General features: G+C 42.7%; 16 protein-coding genes. 5 read left to right on the forward strand and 11 right to left on the reverse strand.

The genetic code is table 11. The features are described 5' to 3' along the window. The coding region (locus E3E30_RS11015) for a hypothetical protein (protein ID WP_167729631.1) at nucleotides 1–1,041 on the reverse strand (1,041 nt) is incomplete at its 3' end. Between the two features lie 198 nt (nucleotides 1,042–1,239). On the opposite strand from E3E30_RS11015, the gene E3E30_RS11020 reads away from it, so the two are divergent. Next, on the forward strand, nucleotides 1,240–1,683 hold the full coding sequence (locus tag E3E30_RS11020; protein ID WP_167729632.1) for a hypothetical protein: 444 nt from the start codon (nucleotides 1,240–1,242) through the stop codon (nucleotides 1,681–1,683). A 305-nt stretch (nucleotides 1,684–1,988) separates the two neighbouring features. Then, entirely contained in the window at nucleotides 1,989–2,507 is a 519-nt protein-coding gene (locus tag E3E30_RS11025; RefSeq protein WP_167729633.1) for a hypothetical protein, read from the forward strand. 770 nt (nucleotides 2,508–3,277) lie between these two features. Here E3E30_RS11025 and E3E30_RS11030 read toward each other — a convergent pair. The 9 genes from E3E30_RS11030 to E3E30_RS11070 form a co-directional block, all read right to left on the reverse strand. Then, nucleotides 3,278–5,053 (reverse strand): ATP-dependent helicase, encoded by a 1,776-nt coding sequence (locus tag E3E30_RS11030; RefSeq protein ID WP_167729634.1) that lies wholly within the window; start codon nucleotides 5,051–5,053, stop codon nucleotides 3,278–3,280. Continuing rightward, a complete protein-coding gene (locus E3E30_RS11035; protein WP_167729635.1) occupies nucleotides 5,046–7,061 on the reverse strand; it encodes a hypothetical protein in 2,016 nt (671 codons plus the stop codon). The genes E3E30_RS11030 and E3E30_RS11035 overlap by 8 nt, the downstream gene beginning before the upstream one ends. Before the next feature lie 85 nt (nucleotides 7,062–7,146). Beyond that, nucleotides 7,147–7,497, reverse strand: coding sequence for a hypothetical protein (locus tag E3E30_RS11040; protein ID WP_167729636.1), 351 nt, complete (start codon nucleotides 7,495–7,497; stop codon nucleotides 7,147–7,149). Between the two features lie 813 nt (nucleotides 7,498–8,310). Beyond that, nucleotides 8,311–9,369 carry a hypothetical protein gene (locus E3E30_RS11045; RefSeq protein WP_167729637.1) on the reverse strand — a complete coding sequence of 353 codons (1,059 nt, stop codon included), beginning with the start codon at nucleotides 9,367–9,369 and terminating at the stop codon, nucleotides 8,311–8,313. Nucleotides 9,370–9,406: 37 nt separating this feature from the next. Further along, nucleotides 9,407–9,850 (reverse strand): hypothetical protein, encoded by a 444-nt coding sequence (locus tag E3E30_RS11050; protein WP_167729638.1) that lies wholly within the window; start codon nucleotides 9,848–9,850, stop codon nucleotides 9,407–9,409. Next, nucleotides 9,843–10,067: a hypothetical protein gene (locus E3E30_RS11055; RefSeq protein ID WP_167729639.1), complete on the reverse strand. Its 225-nt coding sequence runs from the start codon at nucleotides 10,065–10,067 to the stop codon at nucleotides 9,843–9,845. Before E3E30_RS11055 ends, E3E30_RS11050 begins: the two co-directional genes overlap by 8 nt. After that, complete coding sequence (locus E3E30_RS11060; RefSeq protein ID WP_167729640.1) at nucleotides 10,039–10,263, reverse strand: hypothetical protein; 225 nt, start codon at nucleotides 10,261–10,263, stop codon at nucleotides 10,039–10,041. The genes E3E30_RS11055 and E3E30_RS11060 overlap by 29 nt, the downstream gene beginning before the upstream one ends. Continuing rightward, nucleotides 10,236–10,484: a hypothetical protein gene (locus E3E30_RS11065; RefSeq protein WP_167729641.1), complete on the reverse strand. Its 249-nt coding sequence runs from the start codon at nucleotides 10,482–10,484 to the stop codon at nucleotides 10,236–10,238. The genes E3E30_RS11060 and E3E30_RS11065 overlap by 28 nt, the downstream gene beginning before the upstream one ends. 281 nt (nucleotides 10,485–10,765) lie before the next feature. Further along, on the reverse strand, nucleotides 10,766–11,161 hold the full coding sequence (locus E3E30_RS11070; protein ID WP_206205169.1) for a hypothetical protein: 396 nt from the start codon (nucleotides 11,159–11,161) through the stop codon (nucleotides 10,766–10,768). 588 nt (nucleotides 11,162–11,749) lie between these two features. Here E3E30_RS11070 and E3E30_RS11075 point away from each other — a divergent pair. The 3 genes from E3E30_RS11075 to E3E30_RS11085 are packed head-to-tail and all read left to right on the forward strand — an operon-like array spanning nucleotide 11,750 to nucleotide 14,242. Continuing rightward, nucleotides 11,750–12,439: a hypothetical protein gene (locus E3E30_RS11075; RefSeq protein ID WP_167729642.1), complete on the forward strand. Its 690-nt coding sequence runs from the start codon at nucleotides 11,750–11,752 to the stop codon at nucleotides 12,437–12,439. Continuing rightward, on the forward strand, nucleotides 12,436–13,494 hold the full coding sequence (locus tag E3E30_RS11080; RefSeq protein WP_167729643.1) for a DNA cytosine methyltransferase: 1,059 nt from the start codon (nucleotides 12,436–12,438) through the stop codon (nucleotides 13,492–13,494). Before E3E30_RS11075 ends, E3E30_RS11080 begins: the two co-directional genes overlap by 4 nt. Before the next feature lie 16 nt (nucleotides 13,495–13,510). Next, the gene (locus tag E3E30_RS11085) at nucleotides 13,511–14,242 is read left to right on the forward strand and encodes a hypothetical protein (RefSeq protein WP_167729644.1); all 732 of its coding nucleotides are present in this window, start codon (nucleotides 13,511–13,513) and stop codon (nucleotides 14,240–14,242) included. A 12-nt stretch (nucleotides 14,243–14,254) separates the two neighbouring features. Here the strand turns inward: E3E30_RS11085 and E3E30_RS11090 are convergent. Beyond that, a partial coding sequence (locus tag E3E30_RS11090; protein ID WP_167729645.1) for a hypothetical protein occupies nucleotides 14,255–14,876 on the reverse strand: 622 nt, incomplete at its 5' end.

Raw genomic sequence — 14,876 nt, forward strand, 5'->3', positions numbered from 1 at the left:
TCCCCATGGAAACTCAGTTGTCCAATATATTAGATTGGACGGATGTATCCCAAGGATTTGTACTAGAGGATGGTTAGAATCATCAATAACTCTTGCGAGATATAGATTTAGGTGTAGTTCATGCCTCAATTTCTGAGGAGGATGTGTACTAGAATTGTTGTTCTCTAGGAGAGGGTACCGAACATCGACTCCGTTATGATCCGTTATTGGATTACTAGTGTTTCCAGGATATCTCCGGCACTTTAGATTTAGAATTCTCTGCCCAGGTTCTGATGCCAGCATGTATGCAATTTTACCGGCCTCTTCTGGAAGTAATGTTCTTATTGACGAGCCCTTTCCTGGCCCCATCGCATTATCTGACCTGCTAATCCACAATAGAGGGTATATTTCTGTATCTCCGTACACACGGGTATCACCAGCAGTTTTTTCGAACACAATAAGGGGACGTGTTAAGATGCGTAGAGGCAAAACAACTTTAGAGTAGCTACCACCATTAATATTAACAACTCCATATGGTTTCCCACATTTTGGACAGAGCTTTGGACGAGCGTTGCCCTTAACAACTAAGTTTCCCTCTCCAAAGTCAAAAGGAAAACCGCAGTTTGGACATCTACCCAGAATTTCGTATCCGGCATAGGGGATGTTTGTTGTATCCTTAAATGGTTCAGATGCTATTAGGTATATTCCTCTAAAACCCCTCCTATCTACTACTGTGTGCCCCCTCCTTTGGGGATCGGCCTGGAAAAAGAAGACTAGATCCCCCGGACGGACACTATAAAGATATGCCAGCATTGAGTATCTCCTCTTACTTCTTGCAGTAGATATTACTGGGTTACCACTATTCCATTTGACCTCATGAGGGTCCGGAACGGCGAGAAAACAGAGATCCCGGTGGATCGGCCATGTAAGCCCATTTATAGTGAAAAGATGCGCTCTGAAACCTTGAGATAGATACTCCTCAACAAACTCCTTAATCCTTTCAGGATTTTTCAAGGAAACTTCTCTCATCTCTTCGAAGCGATTAGTGAATTCCCCGTACACACTATCGCCCCCTAACAGCTGCCTTGCCTGCAGTCTATTTATTCTACCCTATATTTAAGGTGTTTGCTTTAACATATTTGTCCAGTACTATACAATATTAACCAGAACAGCTTCTAGTGGAAGTTTCACTAAAACTCTCCTAATTACTACATAAAAAATTTAAACAAACTTTCATAAAGTGCATACAGGGGAGTAAGAATGTTTAAAGAAGTCATCCAAAGACTCCATGAAAGTATGTCATCAAAAGATCTAAAAGAGAGAGTACTTGTAGAAGGTAGAGAAGTCTTTGATCATGTCTTAAGATCTGCTGGTATAACAACAGGAGAACAAGCAATACAAATTGCTATTGACGAATTTTCTAGAAAGTTTCCAGAAAATCCCGAAGCTATAAAACTCTTCAAATTAACGTTGCAAAAAGAGCTTACTGGGATTAGAGGAGCTCGCCTTGTTAAATCGAAGATAAAAGTACTTAGAAAATCCTGGGAAATCGAAAACCAAACGATATTACAAGATCAAAGGAGGAAAAGGGTTGTGACTCTCCGTCTCACAGAAGAGGAGTATAAACAGTTAGTAACCCAAGCTAGAGAGGAGGGTACTACTTTATCTGGATATATTAGAAAAAAACTTGGATTAAATAAATAACGGATTTTTAGCGGTATTATACTTAGTATCGGAAGTTAGTTTAGGCTCACACTTCAATAAGACTCCAAGGAAGTTGAACGGAGCTTTAGTTAGTTACAAATTTGAAGACTAGAAACAGGTCTAACGCCTATAAGCTCTACCCTCTTGTTCTGCCTTAGCCAAATAAATAGAATTTTATTCATTATCACTCCCGTAAAATTCTCACTCTATCTGATATATTCTTGATGATTTTATTGATTCCCCCCAACCAAGAATAAAGCCGGGTGGTTGAATAAGTTTTAAAGAAATGGTTATTAGGGCCTTCGTTGAGCTTCCCAAGGTGTGAGTTTATGGGCATTCGCTCGTGGTTGCTCAGACCATACCTTGACAACCTGGAGGCTCAATCGAAAGAACTTTTAAACCTCAAGGCTGAGATTGAGTACCTCAAGGAGAGACTTAGAACCCTTGAGGAAGTGGGCCGGAGAGTAGAGCTCTTAGAGGAGAGACTTAGAGCTTTTGATACTCTTATTGAGCAGGAAAAAGACACCAGAATATGGCTTAGAAGTCTAATAAAGGAATTAGAAGAGGTTAAATTGGAACTTGAGGCTATTAAACTTGGTTCCGCTCCGAAACAATCTTTAACATCGAGTTTTTCGGAAGATGAGGAAAGACAATTGGTTTTGGCCCTCATAAAGAAGGGCGCGCATTCGCCCTCAGAACTAAAACGATTAGTCCCCTTTGGTGTTGGAAAACTCTATCGTATCCTTAGAGAGTTAGAAAAAGATGGTCTGATACGGAACGTTGGAAAAAAGAGAAATCGGAAGTATATTCCTGTAGAAACTTGATAATTACTTTGTTCTGCTTTCGTTCCGCTTGGAATATCTAATAATTTTCTCACAAAATAAAAATTAGAGCCAGATTTCAATATGCCCTCTACATTTAATCCGGTCGCACAATAAAAACAATGGCAATCCTATCAAGACCCATAAATATATCGCTGTTCTAATGACACTCCAGAGAGGTCCTCCAGTAGAAGGAGACGTTATTACCCAGGCTATAAGTGAGGCAATAGTACTCTCCACAAGTCCTCGAGCGAATCTAGGGAGGACACTACCCTTGTAGGAGGACTCAGGGGGAATTCCCATACCTACCACCACCTAACTATGCCATAAATATAGCACCTCCTTCTCAATGTCTCTAGACAATACTCCCAAGCTTTGGTGGACAGTTCCTTAATATGTCAAAGAATCAGTAGAACAGCTGCCTCCTTAAACACTAAAAACAACACCCTAGCACTCTATAGATTATGGTGCATAGTATTCCATTATATATTACGGTACTATTAAATATAAGGTTTATTTTAAAGAAAAATCGATAAATAATCTCCTTATATTTGCTAATATCAAAAGGAACTTGAGATACCCCGAAAAATCTTCAAAAAAACACGCTAATGTACATAAGCACACATTATATCAAAAATATAAATCAAAACACGAGGGGAGCTTCCCCCCGTATCCCCCTGAGTCCTCCATTTCCCTGTTTTATACTATCTCACTAAGATAATATAAACCTTTCCAAATTACTGCCTATAAAAAGATATTACTAGCTCTTCTTTTCATAAAATTGGAAACGGACGTTTTCCATTTAATAGATAAACCTTTTTCATAGCTCGAGTCAAGCCAACATACCAAACCCTACGCTCAGCGTCTAGCTCCTCTCTGGTTTTCAGAATACTAGACCACTTCCGGGGTAAATCGTTGATTAAAAACACTACGTCAGCCTCCCGGCCCTTAGAAGCGTGTAGAGTGTCTAGGTAAATCTCAGCATCCCTAGGAACACTAACCACTTGGCTTTTCTCCTTCATAATCTCCTTAATCAGCTCTACGGCCACCTTTCCATGTCTAGGGCTTAAACTCTCTATCTTCTCCAAATCCAACACCGAAAACGGGTCATCCTTAACTTTCAGAATGTCAAAAGGCATAAGGCCCTTCTCTATGGCCTCTATTGTCTTCTCCATCTGCTCGGCGATTTTCTTATAACGCTCCTTCTCCGGAAGTTTTTCACCTAAATGCCAGTCTATAAGCTCGGAATAATAGAGAACAGTAACCAAATCGGCTATCTCTAACTCTTCTCCTCTCCTAGCCTTAAGCAAAGCCTGGACCAAATCCCGGAACGTCCCCCACTCTTTGGAACCAGCTTCCCAAATACTACGGTAATCTACTTTCAGATGCCTAAAATGAACACCGGCTAAAATCAACTCCTTTCCTAGCTTAAGGACCTGGCGGTTAGTCCTAACCAAGATAAAGATACTATGGCCCTCTTGGGCCTCCCTCACCAAGTCATTTAAAAAATCCGGAAACCAAAAGAGCTTATACTTAAAATCGCCTAAATCAGTCCTCGGAACTACCGTTTTCTCCTTTCTATGACGAGTTTTGCTAATCACCGTCATGGCCTTGGCCTGAACCACTATCGGAAGCCTATACGACCGCTTAAGGACAATCTCCCGGCCCGGAACGTAGTTCATAAGCCTAGGGTCCGCTCCCTGGTAGCTAAAAATCGTCTGGTCATCATCGCCGGCGATAATCACTAAGTCCATGTAGTTGGCTAAGAGCCTAAAAATCTCAAATTGAAGAGGGCTTAAATCCTGGAATTCATCCACAATAAGCACCTTAGGGCTGTATTTGTGCCCCGGAAGGTTTCTAGGGTCAATCTCACCGCTCTTAAGGCCCTCATAGGCCTTAACTAGCATGTCATTGTAGTCTAGGATACCCTTTTCCGTTTTGTACTCCTCCCAAAGAGGGGGATACTTCCAAAGCTTAGGGGCCAACCTCTTCAAAGCTTCATGACGGGCCTTAGGCCCTTTAGTGGGGTAATAGACGTTATAGGCCCAAGTCAATGCATTCCAAAGCCGATTACCGTCATTAAAGACATTGGAATAACCCATTTCCGAACTCTCGAACCTTAGGCCATTCTGCCGGCAGAAAAGCCTAAACCAATCCTCCGGGCTTAAGCTTCCGAAATTCTGAGTTATAACGCCATCAATCGCCCCACTATCAATAAGGAGCCTAAACGCAATCCCATGCACCGTAGAGTAGTACCGACCTGGCTTATTCTGGCGGTCCTTAACTTTAATCCCTGTTCTCGCCTCAAACTCCCTTAGAGCGGAAGTTTGGAACGTCATGAAAATAACGTCCTCGGCCCCGTATTGGCCAAAAGGAAGGCTAAGGCCATAGCTCTCTAAAAACTCCGTGTGGTCGTGGAAGCCTATGAGGTGCTCAATGATTCTAACCAACGTGGTGGTTTTCCCTGTCCCAGGAGGGCCATAAATCTTAATAACGCTCTCCTCCGGTAGGGAAAACTCAAAAGACGTAACCGGTAGGGCCTCACTCATTCGGCCCCACCCCTACGGTCCTTTGCAATTTGCCCCCATTCATTTCCACCAAGCCTAAGTGCATGAGTCTAGCTACTGCCTCCGTTACCTCCTCCTCGGACTTCTTAGCTTTCTTTCCAAGCTCTATTAACTCGGTTAAGTCCCTTGGCTCCTCAGTTGCCGTTAAAATCAGCTTCTCTAGGGAAGTTAAGTTTACACCAAGGCCCTTAAGCTCCTCCTCGGGTTTCTTTTGCTCCTCAGTCCTCGGCTCCTCCAGGGTCGGAGTCTTGACCTCAACCTTTATCCCCTGCTCCTCCAACCACTTGACTCGAATCATCCAAAAGTCCCCGGTAGTCCAGGGGTTCTTTTCGCTGGAGTCCAGATACGTGCTTTTTCTGACCGGTAGCCCCTCTCTCCTTCCCGCCACCGGAGAATTAGGGAGCTTCTTTAACGCTCGAATCAGCTTGCTAGTAGTGTAACCCTCTAATCCCTCAATCCCCGGCAACATAGATGCTATTAGCCTCGACGAAACAAACAACACCTTTTCGGCTTTATCCAAAAATGGCTTGTCTTTTGCCCTCAATTCCCACGGCAAAACCCCATCTTCTACGAGAGCCTCCATAATTTCCTTAAATCCGCTCTTAACGCTCACCAGCTCGCTAACGTAGTTTTGAACAATCCTGGCCCTATCCAAGAGGGCATCTAATATCTCTAAAGCCTTCTCGGGCTCTATCCTCTCCTTATAGAGGCTCTGGAGGAAGCCGGCGAATTTTTGAACCAACTTCGACCTAGGGGAAAGGCTAGGAGAGTATTGCTCAAAAAACGGCTCGATACCCTCTAGCTTTATCTCCAAGTAATCGGCCCCGTAAAGGTTTACCTCCTCAACACTAGCCAAGACCTCCTCAACTCTGCTGGTCGGAGTGATAAACGGGCATTTAAGGTTACAAATCTTAAAGCTCGTGGCCCTCTCTACCTCTTGGACCATGGGACACTTAAACGGCTTAGCTTCCTCATAGAACTTCTTAAACCGCTGAAGTATCTCCGCCTGTTCCGTTACGTCAATAACATCCCCGTAGAGTTTAGTAACCATGAACTCGAAAAGCATTATCCTCTTATCCTTCCCTATCTGAATTCTGCCCGTGCTGTAACCCTTAGCGTAGTATTTGAACCACGACGCCAGGACCCTAAGGGCCTCGTCAATTATACGGCTCCTTTTTACGTCATAGAACAGGGGCCTAAACGCTATGGCCTCGATACACGGCGGAAGCCTCATTTGAGACGGCTTAATGAGGTCTCTAACTATCTCTTCATAAAACCCCCTGAGACTCTCCTCGGTGTAGCCAAAACGCCTAACTAAGATAACGGCTAGCTCCTCTCCTCTAATAGGCTCTTCAGGGTCTATGCCCAACTCTCTAATGAAACCCTCAAACGCTACATCATTAAAGCGAATTCTCCTACCCTTTTCTAAGTAATAGAAGTGGTCAGGCTTCGGGAAGTTAGCCAGCGCAACCATGTTAGTATCTTGTTTGAGGGCCTCCATGATGTAGTGAGCTAGCACCAAAATCTTCCGACTCTCGGAGAAGTCTGCCCATTTAACCTTAGACCTTAAAAGCTCAAACTCTTCCTTCGTCTCCTTAAGAAGCTTATATCTCTCGTAAAGATTGTTAGAGTGCTCCATTTCCCATTTAAGGTTTTCCTCCTCAATCCTACGCCTCAAGGCCTGGATACTAATCTTAATTTCATCAGCTCTCTCCTTAATCTCGTCCTCGGTAAAGTTTTCGATTAGGTATTCCCTATCAACGTCAAAAGTGGTTATCAACGTCCTGACTATAACCCTCTCCATCGGACCTAAGCCGGCTTCCTTGAGGTCTTGAAGAGAAACCCTTACCACACTCGGATTCTCGGCCTCTATTTTGTCCAAAACCTTCAGAATCTCCTTAAATGGATTAATCAACCCCCGGTTGCTACCGCCGGAAACCGCCGTATCAGTAGATGGTAAACTTTTTATGTTCTTATTCTCCATATCCATATGACCGACCTCCTAAGATTCTTCTTAAAGGGGGATACACGGGCCATGAGGGGGCCGTTGGGGGACGGCCCCTTATTATCACGACTCATTCTTTTAGCGCCTCCAACATCTTCTTGGCAACTTCATGGGCTTTTTCAGGATTTAACGCCATGACCTTCCCTATAGCCTCTAAAAACGGCTCTCTATCTTCAAATTCTTCCTTTCTTTCTTGGAGAATCTCTCCCATCGCCTTTAGAATATCTGCGTGAGTAATATCTTTAGGGTCCTTTCCGCTCTCAATAGCCTTCTTTTGAGCGAGATACCTAAGCTCAATAGCCATCGCTAGCCGATAGTAGAGGTCCTTAACTGCCTCAGCTACAATCTGGTTTTTGCTCCTGTAGAGACCTAAGCTTATGAGGTCATCCATGACATCCAAAAGGTCTACTGGCAACTTCATTGAAGTCGTTCTAGTCTTCTTACCTTTAAAGGGGGATACACGGGCCATGAGGGGAACCTCCTAAAACTAATACCTATTGTGCAAGCTTATATACCTTACCCCCAGCTACATAATCACTTAGACAATCGCCGGATTCAAAATAAAGCAATTTAGGGATGATAAGCAAAAATATTATCAAAATGACAACAAGGCGCAAATACAAGTATATTTATACCGGCTAACTGCGGTCAAAAATGGCATTATTTATACCCATAAGGTTCCTTCTTGATATTTTGTCAATTATCACTTGAGAAACCGAGTTGGAGCTCTCGTGATAGACCTCCCATTTTCACCTTATTAGCCGGAGATGGTTAATCAACCCTCCGGTCCTGACTTTTCTTTCTTTTACTATCTACTGGTGTAATGAACATTAATGGGTATACTGGACTTAATGGGTATAATGGACAAACTGGGCAAAATGGGAAAATCGGCCTGTCATTTATGTGCATTCAAAAAAGTTCGCAAAAATCCCCATTAAACCCAGTAAACCCATTAAGCCCATTAAACCCAGTAAACCCATAACCAACTTTTAGGAGGTTTCAGCGTGAGAAATGTGGGTCTTTGGGCCCGGTTTAGTGGGGATATCCCCTTGAATATCCTCAGATTGGCGGTTACCACGATATTATGTAACCATGTCGGGGTCGATTCAGGGGTTAAATGGCTCGGTTTTAGTTACCACTACCTTGAGAAACCACCCATAATGGGTTTTTGATTTTTAGTGTGGCTTTACCCAAAGGCCTTTTAGAGTTGTAATAAAAACGAAATTGGAGAGCTCTAAGAAAGCTCTAAACGAGCTAGGGAACTCTTGAGAATGTAGTAGTAGCGTTCGCTGATTCTTCCTTCCAATCGGAGCTGTTGGAGTTTTGCCATTGCTTTTTCTACCCCTTCTTCCTCTGCGATTTTTGTTATCTCGTCTTTGATGCTCTTTTTCGTGATGTGCACTTCGGGTCCGACCCATTTCTTTTGGATGGCGTAGAGGTAGCCATCATGGGGTATTTTGTCGAATTCGAATCCCCCATACCCTCTCCCTCGAATTTCAATGATTCCTTGGCCGAGGCTCAATTTTGCTGGTGCATTCTTGTCCGGCATCGTGGACCTCTTTGGTGCTATTGCTCCTCGGAGGTAGATGAACCCGTCGAATTTTTTGAGTGTGCGTGGGTCCACGTGCCCGGGGTCATGCGTCGTGCCGAAAAGCCAGATTAGTTTTTCTCGAAATTCTGCTAGGCTGTGTTGGATGCTTTCTAGGGCCCTCCATAGCAGGCCCGAGGACCCCGAGGGAAAGAGGTCGTCAATCTCGTCAATGCAGACGGTCATGAACCTTGCGTCAATGCGCCGTGATAGGTAAATGAAGAAATCGAACCACCAAAAACGCCCGTTTAACCATTCGGCTGTCGTATCTGCCATTTCCTTGAGTTTTTCGCTCGGCTGATGGTAGGTCGGCTCGTAGATGATGTTAATTTTTCCCGGTTCTAAAGAATTGTAGAGGTCTTCGATGCTTTTGAATTTTGAAACTTCAATGCTCTCGGTTATGTCTTCGCCATTTGCTTTCCCTGGTTTGAGTTTGAAGAGTTTTAGTTCGTCGTTTTCGTGAACAAAGACTTTAGTAAGCTCCCTGGGGAGCCTCGGCCAAAAGTCTCTTTCTCTCCCTCTCCAAACTACTATATCGCCGATTTGGAGGGACGTTAAGGCTATTGTGGCCAGTAAAGTGCTTTTTCCCTGCCCCTTTGGTCCCAAAATGAGAAATGAGAGTCCGCCTTTCTCATAGTCTCGGGTGAGTAGTTCTTTCCAAAGTTCTTCGCCTTTTGCTCGGAAGAGGGCTTGCCCGCCTCTCACTGATGAAACCCCCTAACCCCCCATCTGTTTTCTTAAATTAATTATGCCCTGCGCCTTTCTCGGCCTTTTCCGGCTCTTGGCCTGGGAGCCTAACCGAGAGTTTGAACATGCTTTGTTCTCCGAAAATGCCTTGCTCCAAAAGTTGTATTAGAATCCCCTGGACGAGGAGAGTATTTCTAAAAGCCGTTTTCCGATACCGTATTAGCCCGTCGTTGGGCATTGGGTTGTCAACTTCTCTCGCGGAGCTACTAACGACCTTCTTAAGCCAGGTGATGATTTTTTCAACGTCCTCTCTCTTTGTGAGTCTCTGTCGTTTTCCTGAGGTTCCTATTACTACTGGCAACTTTAGTTCGTGTTTTATCAGTACAACCTCAAAAAGGTCGAGGATGGCCCCTTCCAGGACGAGGCGTCTGTGGACGTTCGCTTCGTTCACAAGGCCCTCTAATAGAGATTGAATAGAGCGAATAACTTCATCACTCATTTTTCTTCACCTGTAACATGGAGATTGATTTTTTCGAAATAACGGCTGTGGGAACTTCTATTGTCTGATTCTCTCTTATCAACTGCCCGTCTTCGAGGTAGATAAACATGCCGTCCTCTCCGCTGAGTGTTCCGACTACTACATCTCTATTCTTTCGTTCGACGATGACTTTCTCACCCCACAAGCGTCTAAACTGAATAAGCCCCATGGCCACCACCCTCTAAGAACGCTTTAGATTTCTCAAAAAGCTCTAAAGCCATTGCTTTTGCCTTTTCTGGGTCTTCATGGGCTATACTCACGTGAAAGGCCTTTCCTGTAGGCGTTGAGATAGTCCACTCTATTGAATAGACGTGCTTGACGACCAAAACACCGTCTTCTTCCTCGATTATCCTACTAGCCTCCTCTTCCACCATTCTAACGCCTCCTGTTCTTTAATTGGCCTCAAAACTCCCGGATTGAGCTCGTAGTAGAGGTGCCCGTTCCACCATACCACGGGCGGGTGGATTTCCTTAGCCTGCTGGTCTATGAGGTGGAAAACGAGGTTAGGTTGTTCCTTCAGCGAAATCCACGGGTTCATGAGGTAGTAGTTTGGTTTTTTCCTGTTCTGTGGTCTAATTTTTCGAAATGTTTGCATTTTCACCCCTCCTCTGATAAATTACGATTTTTCTCTGGCCATCTACGATGATGGCCGTCTGTTCGAGCTTTTTCATAAGGCTCTCATACCGGGCTCTGCTAATCGTGTGTTTCAAATCTCACACCCTCTCCCCTGTAGTTCTTCAGTTAGCCTTCTCCTTCCTGTTTTTATCCTTTTTTCAATTTAAAGCGAAAATTTCGGCGAAAGGAGCTATTAAAAGTGATATTGAATTCGATATCGAAAGTGATATTGAAAATGAGATGTGTGGGGAAAAAGCGGATTTATAAGTCTCCGAGGGCCTTGTAGAGGCGATAAACCCTTTTTCTGAAGGTTGGGCTTAGTTCGTAGCCTTTGAGGGTTTTGGCGATTATGCCGAGGTCTATGAGTTCTTTTAGGACTTCATAGGCGTGAACGTAGGAAACGCCGTTCTCTTCGGCAATTTTGAATATTATTCCGTCTTTGCTTCCCATTTCATAGGCATTTATTCTCCCGTTGTGCTCTGAGAAGGCTTTTAGGAGTGAATTGGCAACCCTGCGTTTTTTCTCGGTTCTAAGCTTCCCGCTGACAAGTTCAATGAAGTTGAGGAATTCTGAAATGGCTTTTTCCGTTTCTGGCTTCATTTTTACCTCACCTATATTTAACTTTTTGATTAAATATTTAACCCTTTCCTTAAACATTCTTTAGGTAATATTCCCTTGTGGAGAGTTTTTAAGTTATTAAGGCAGTATATTGGTCTCGATACTCAAAAAACGCATTTTTACGGCTTTTTATTTTGCCAAAAGCTGTGAGTTGGCCTTTTTGGTTGGTGGCATTGCCGGGGGAAAACTTACGAGCTATTTAAGAGTTTAGTTAAATAATATAAATGGGTGGTGTGGAACCAAGATTATTGGGGAGTCTATTCCTATGAAAAACTCGCTTTCTAAGTTTCATTATCTAGCGGAAATTAAAAGAGCTCTTGAACAATGAAGAGAGTCTTGTTTGGGAAAGGAATGTAAGGAAAATATAGGTGTGTCTGTTGACTATGAGGATATCGTTATGAAAGCAAAACATTAATGAAGCTATCAAGGTTTGGTATGTCGATAAGTGAGGGGATTACACTAGAATATAAAGTGGGGACTATGGAAAGTTGACCTGAATATATAGAGAATATATAGACATGTGAAGTTCTTATTTGTGTAATACCAAAAATCTTATAAATATTGTAATACCAAAAAAGAGGTGGATAATCTTTATATTTCCTAACGCAATGGGATGGAGGGGATTGTATGTCTGTTGACTCTTTGACAAATGACGAGTTAGAGATTATCTCTAATGAAACGCTTGAAAATCTTCGAATTAAAATATGGAACCTTGAAGAGAAGTTATCCAACTATGGGTTTCAAAAAGGACGGGGAATTGAAACATATAGCAAGGGAGAGCTCCGAAAAATACTAACTTTGCTATCTCCTTCAAGAAGGAGGGAAGCTCTCAATATAATTTCAAACTTGATAGATATCCAAGAAACACTATATAAAACATTATATGCATTGGCAGGTGCAACTGAAATCGTAAAAAGTGTAGATACTGATACTCCTGAGATCAGGCTTCAAAAATTAAGAGAATGGATCAATAACTACAAATCGGGTTCTAAAAATCTGAAAAAACAACCCAAAGAAAATAGGAAGTCTTTTTCTGTGTGGGTCAAAAAAACATTATATTTGTGTATTAAAGCAAAAAATGATCCAAACATTATGGATGATATCGAGAAGATACTAAAGAAAGCATACAAACGAAAATATGACCAGTTTAGGGTATTGTTAGCAATTGTGGATATCTGCAAGGAGTTTGATCAGGACATCCCAATGTTGAGTGTAGATATGTCTCTTAATGAGGCCATCAAGTACTGTATCGTTGCAGTCTCAAAGGTGCCTGAGAATTCACTTTTGAGAGAAGCAAAAAGGAGGTACAAATCATGAAAAGCCACTTGGTATTTGTGGACTTGTTTTCAGGAGTTGGAGGATTAACATATGGTTTCAAGCTAGCAGGATTTAGACCGGTATTTGCGCTTGACTTTGATTATGATGCTATGAAAATCTACATCCGAAACAATCCAGAAGTAAATTATATAGTAAAGGACATACGGAAAGTTAGTGTTAGGGAGATCTTTGAGAGAGGTCAATTTAGCAAAGGGGATGTGGATGTCATTGTTGGAGGTGTCCCTTGTGAAGGGTATTCTCTATTAAATCGGAGATATAATCCCACAGATCCCCGAAATTATCTGTTTCTGGAATTCCTTCGTATTGTGAGGGAAGTTAGGCCAAATGCGGTTCTTATAGAGAATGTTCCGGGGTTAGCTAGGAGGAAAAACGGCTCTTTTAAAGAAGCAATTGAAAAAGCTCTCGAAAAACTCGGATACAAAGTTAACTCGTTTGTTTTACTTGCAACTAAGTATGGGGTTCCCCAAAAAAGGCAGAGGATATTCTTTGTAGGTGTTGATGGTCATGAAAGAGTTGATCCACCATCCCCTATAGAGCATGCGTTGCTGCTTCCAGAGGATAGTGATACATTTACGGTGTGGGATGCGATTTCAGACTTACCTCCCCTGAAGTCTGGAGAAAAGAAGACAGATTATGAGTCTCCGCCAAAAAGTGAGTATCAGAAAATCATGAGGAAAGGGGCAAAAAAGTTGACTTCTCACGTTGCACCTAAGCATCCAGAATGGACAATTGAAAGAATAAAAAATACTCCTCCCGGGCATCCAATATACAAAACGTTTAAACAGAGAATCCGGCTTAGTTGGAATGAACCTGCTCCCACAATTCCAGCGGGTGGTATCAGGCCTCAATGGTTCTTCGCCCATCCTGAGCAGCCTCGAGGACTTACAGTCAGAGAGATGGCACGCCTCCAGTCTTTCCCCGACAAATATCTCTTGGATGAGGTTTCTATAGTAAAGCAGAGGGTGCTAGTAGGGGATGCAGTCCCCCCATTTCTGGCATATGCACTTGCAAAGAAACTCCTTGAATATTTGTGACATGGGGGGGCCTGTGGTGCAGGAACTGGAGAATAAACTTGAAAGAGTAGTCAGCATCCGACTTAAAGAGTGGTATCTAAAGAACTCGGGGGATAAGAAATTTCCCTGGAGAACTTTGCAGGATCCCTATAAGATTCTAGTCGCCGAAATGCTACTACAAAGAACAAGGGGAGAAAATGTTGGTATGTTATATGATAAATTTATCTCTAAATTTCCAACCCCTATATACATATTACGGGTTGACATCAGAGAGTTAGAAATATACTTTAAAGAATTAGGACTGAGATATAGGGCTAAGAGATTATACAATATTGCAGAGCTTATACTACGGAAGTATAATGGTCGAGTACCCTGTAATTTCAGAGAGTTACTGACTCTCCCTGGGGTTGGAGTATATATAGCATCTGCGATCATGAACTTTGGATGTGGTAAGCCGACTCCTGTTGTTGACGTGAATGTTATGCGTGTTCTTAACAGGATGTATGGGATTGAACGTGAGACCCTCGCAAGAGCAAAAATTTGGCAACTCTATAAAAATGCAGATCCTAGAATAATTGGATACAGCTTGATAGACCTTGGTAGGGAAGTGTGTACTCTCACTCCTCGTTGTGAGAAATGCCCTCTAAAGGATATTTGCCCTAGAAAACCAATTTCGTCTCAATGGCGAATGCTAAGAAAGATTATTAAAGGGGATAGAATCATACTAAAAGAACAACCGGTTAAGAATTCCAAAAAGTTGAAATACTAAGAGAAAGCAGTTCTAAAATCCTTGTAAATAGTTGTTAACAATGTAGTCTCTCTCAACTTTTGTTGCTGTAAACGAAGTCGGGAGCGGAGGAATTCCTCGTATAGGTCTCCTGACTCTGTTAAACTGTAGATCTCTGGCGTAGTACAGCCCATTCTGTTGGAACACTCCTATTGGTCTATATTCAAATAAAATAGGAACATCTACTTCAAGATCGACACGTTGCCCGCAGAGATTGTGTAGCTGGATCGGGCTAGTATACCAGGGAACAGCCCTAAGTCGGACTCTAAAACCTATTAAGATTGGAATGACTTTTATTTTTTTGATATTTCTATTTGCCATTGCATGGAAAACTACTCTGGCAACCCAGGGAGCATAAAGAAGGACCTCTGCCAAGGCGTGTCTATCAATTGAGTCTTTTTTGAATTCAAATAGGTATATCTTAAGTTCATTTCCGGAATCCGTTCTCTCAAGCTCGATAGCCACAAAGTCCGAGGTGTCTCCGGTGTATCCCCATGGAAACTCAGTTGTCCAATATATTAGATTGGACGGATGTATCCCAAGGATTTGTACTAGAGGATGGTTAGAATCATCAATAACTCTTGCGAGATATAGATTTAGGTGTAGTTCATGCCTC

The sequence above is a fragment of the Thermococcus sp. 9N3 genome, assembly GCF_012027685.1.
Lineage (GTDB): Archaea > Methanobacteriota_B > Thermococci > Thermococcales > Thermococcaceae > Thermococcus > Thermococcus nautili.

Bases quoted from the DNA above. Each gene is read 5' to 3' on its own strand.
- E3E30_RS11020 (WP_167729632.1), top strand. From the start codon at position 1,240: ATGTTTAAAGAAGTCATCCAAAGACTCCATGAAAGTATGTCATCAAAA.
- E3E30_RS11030 (WP_167729634.1), bottom strand. From the start codon at position 5,053: ATGAGTGAGGCCCTACCGGTTACGTCTTTTGAGTTTTCCCTACCGGAG.
- E3E30_RS11035 (WP_167729635.1), bottom strand. From the start codon at position 7,061: ATGGATATGGAGAATAAGAACATAAAAAGTTTACCATCTACTGATACG.
- E3E30_RS11040 (WP_167729636.1), bottom strand. From the start codon at position 7,497: ATGAAGTTGCCAGTAGACCTTTTGGATGTCATGGATGACCTCATAAGC.
- E3E30_RS11050 (WP_167729638.1), bottom strand. From the start codon at position 9,850: ATGAGTGATGAAGTTATTCGCTCTATTCAATCTCTATTAGAGGGCCTT.
- E3E30_RS11060 (WP_167729640.1), bottom strand. From the start codon at position 10,263: ATGGTGGAAGAGGAGGCTAGTAGGATAATCGAGGAAGAAGACGGTGTT.
- E3E30_RS11065 (WP_167729641.1), bottom strand. From the start codon at position 10,484: ATGCAAACATTTCGAAAAATTAGACCACAGAACAGGAAAAAACCAAAC.
- E3E30_RS11070 (WP_206205169.1), bottom strand. From the start codon at position 11,161: ATGTTTAAGGAAAGGGTTAAATATTTAATCAAAAAGTTAAATATAGGT.
- E3E30_RS11075 (WP_167729642.1), top strand. From the start codon at position 11,750: ATGTCTGTTGACTCTTTGACAAATGACGAGTTAGAGATTATCTCTAAT.
- E3E30_RS11080 (WP_167729643.1), top strand. From the start codon at position 12,436: ATGAAAAGCCACTTGGTATTTGTGGACTTGTTTTCAGGAGTTGGAGGA.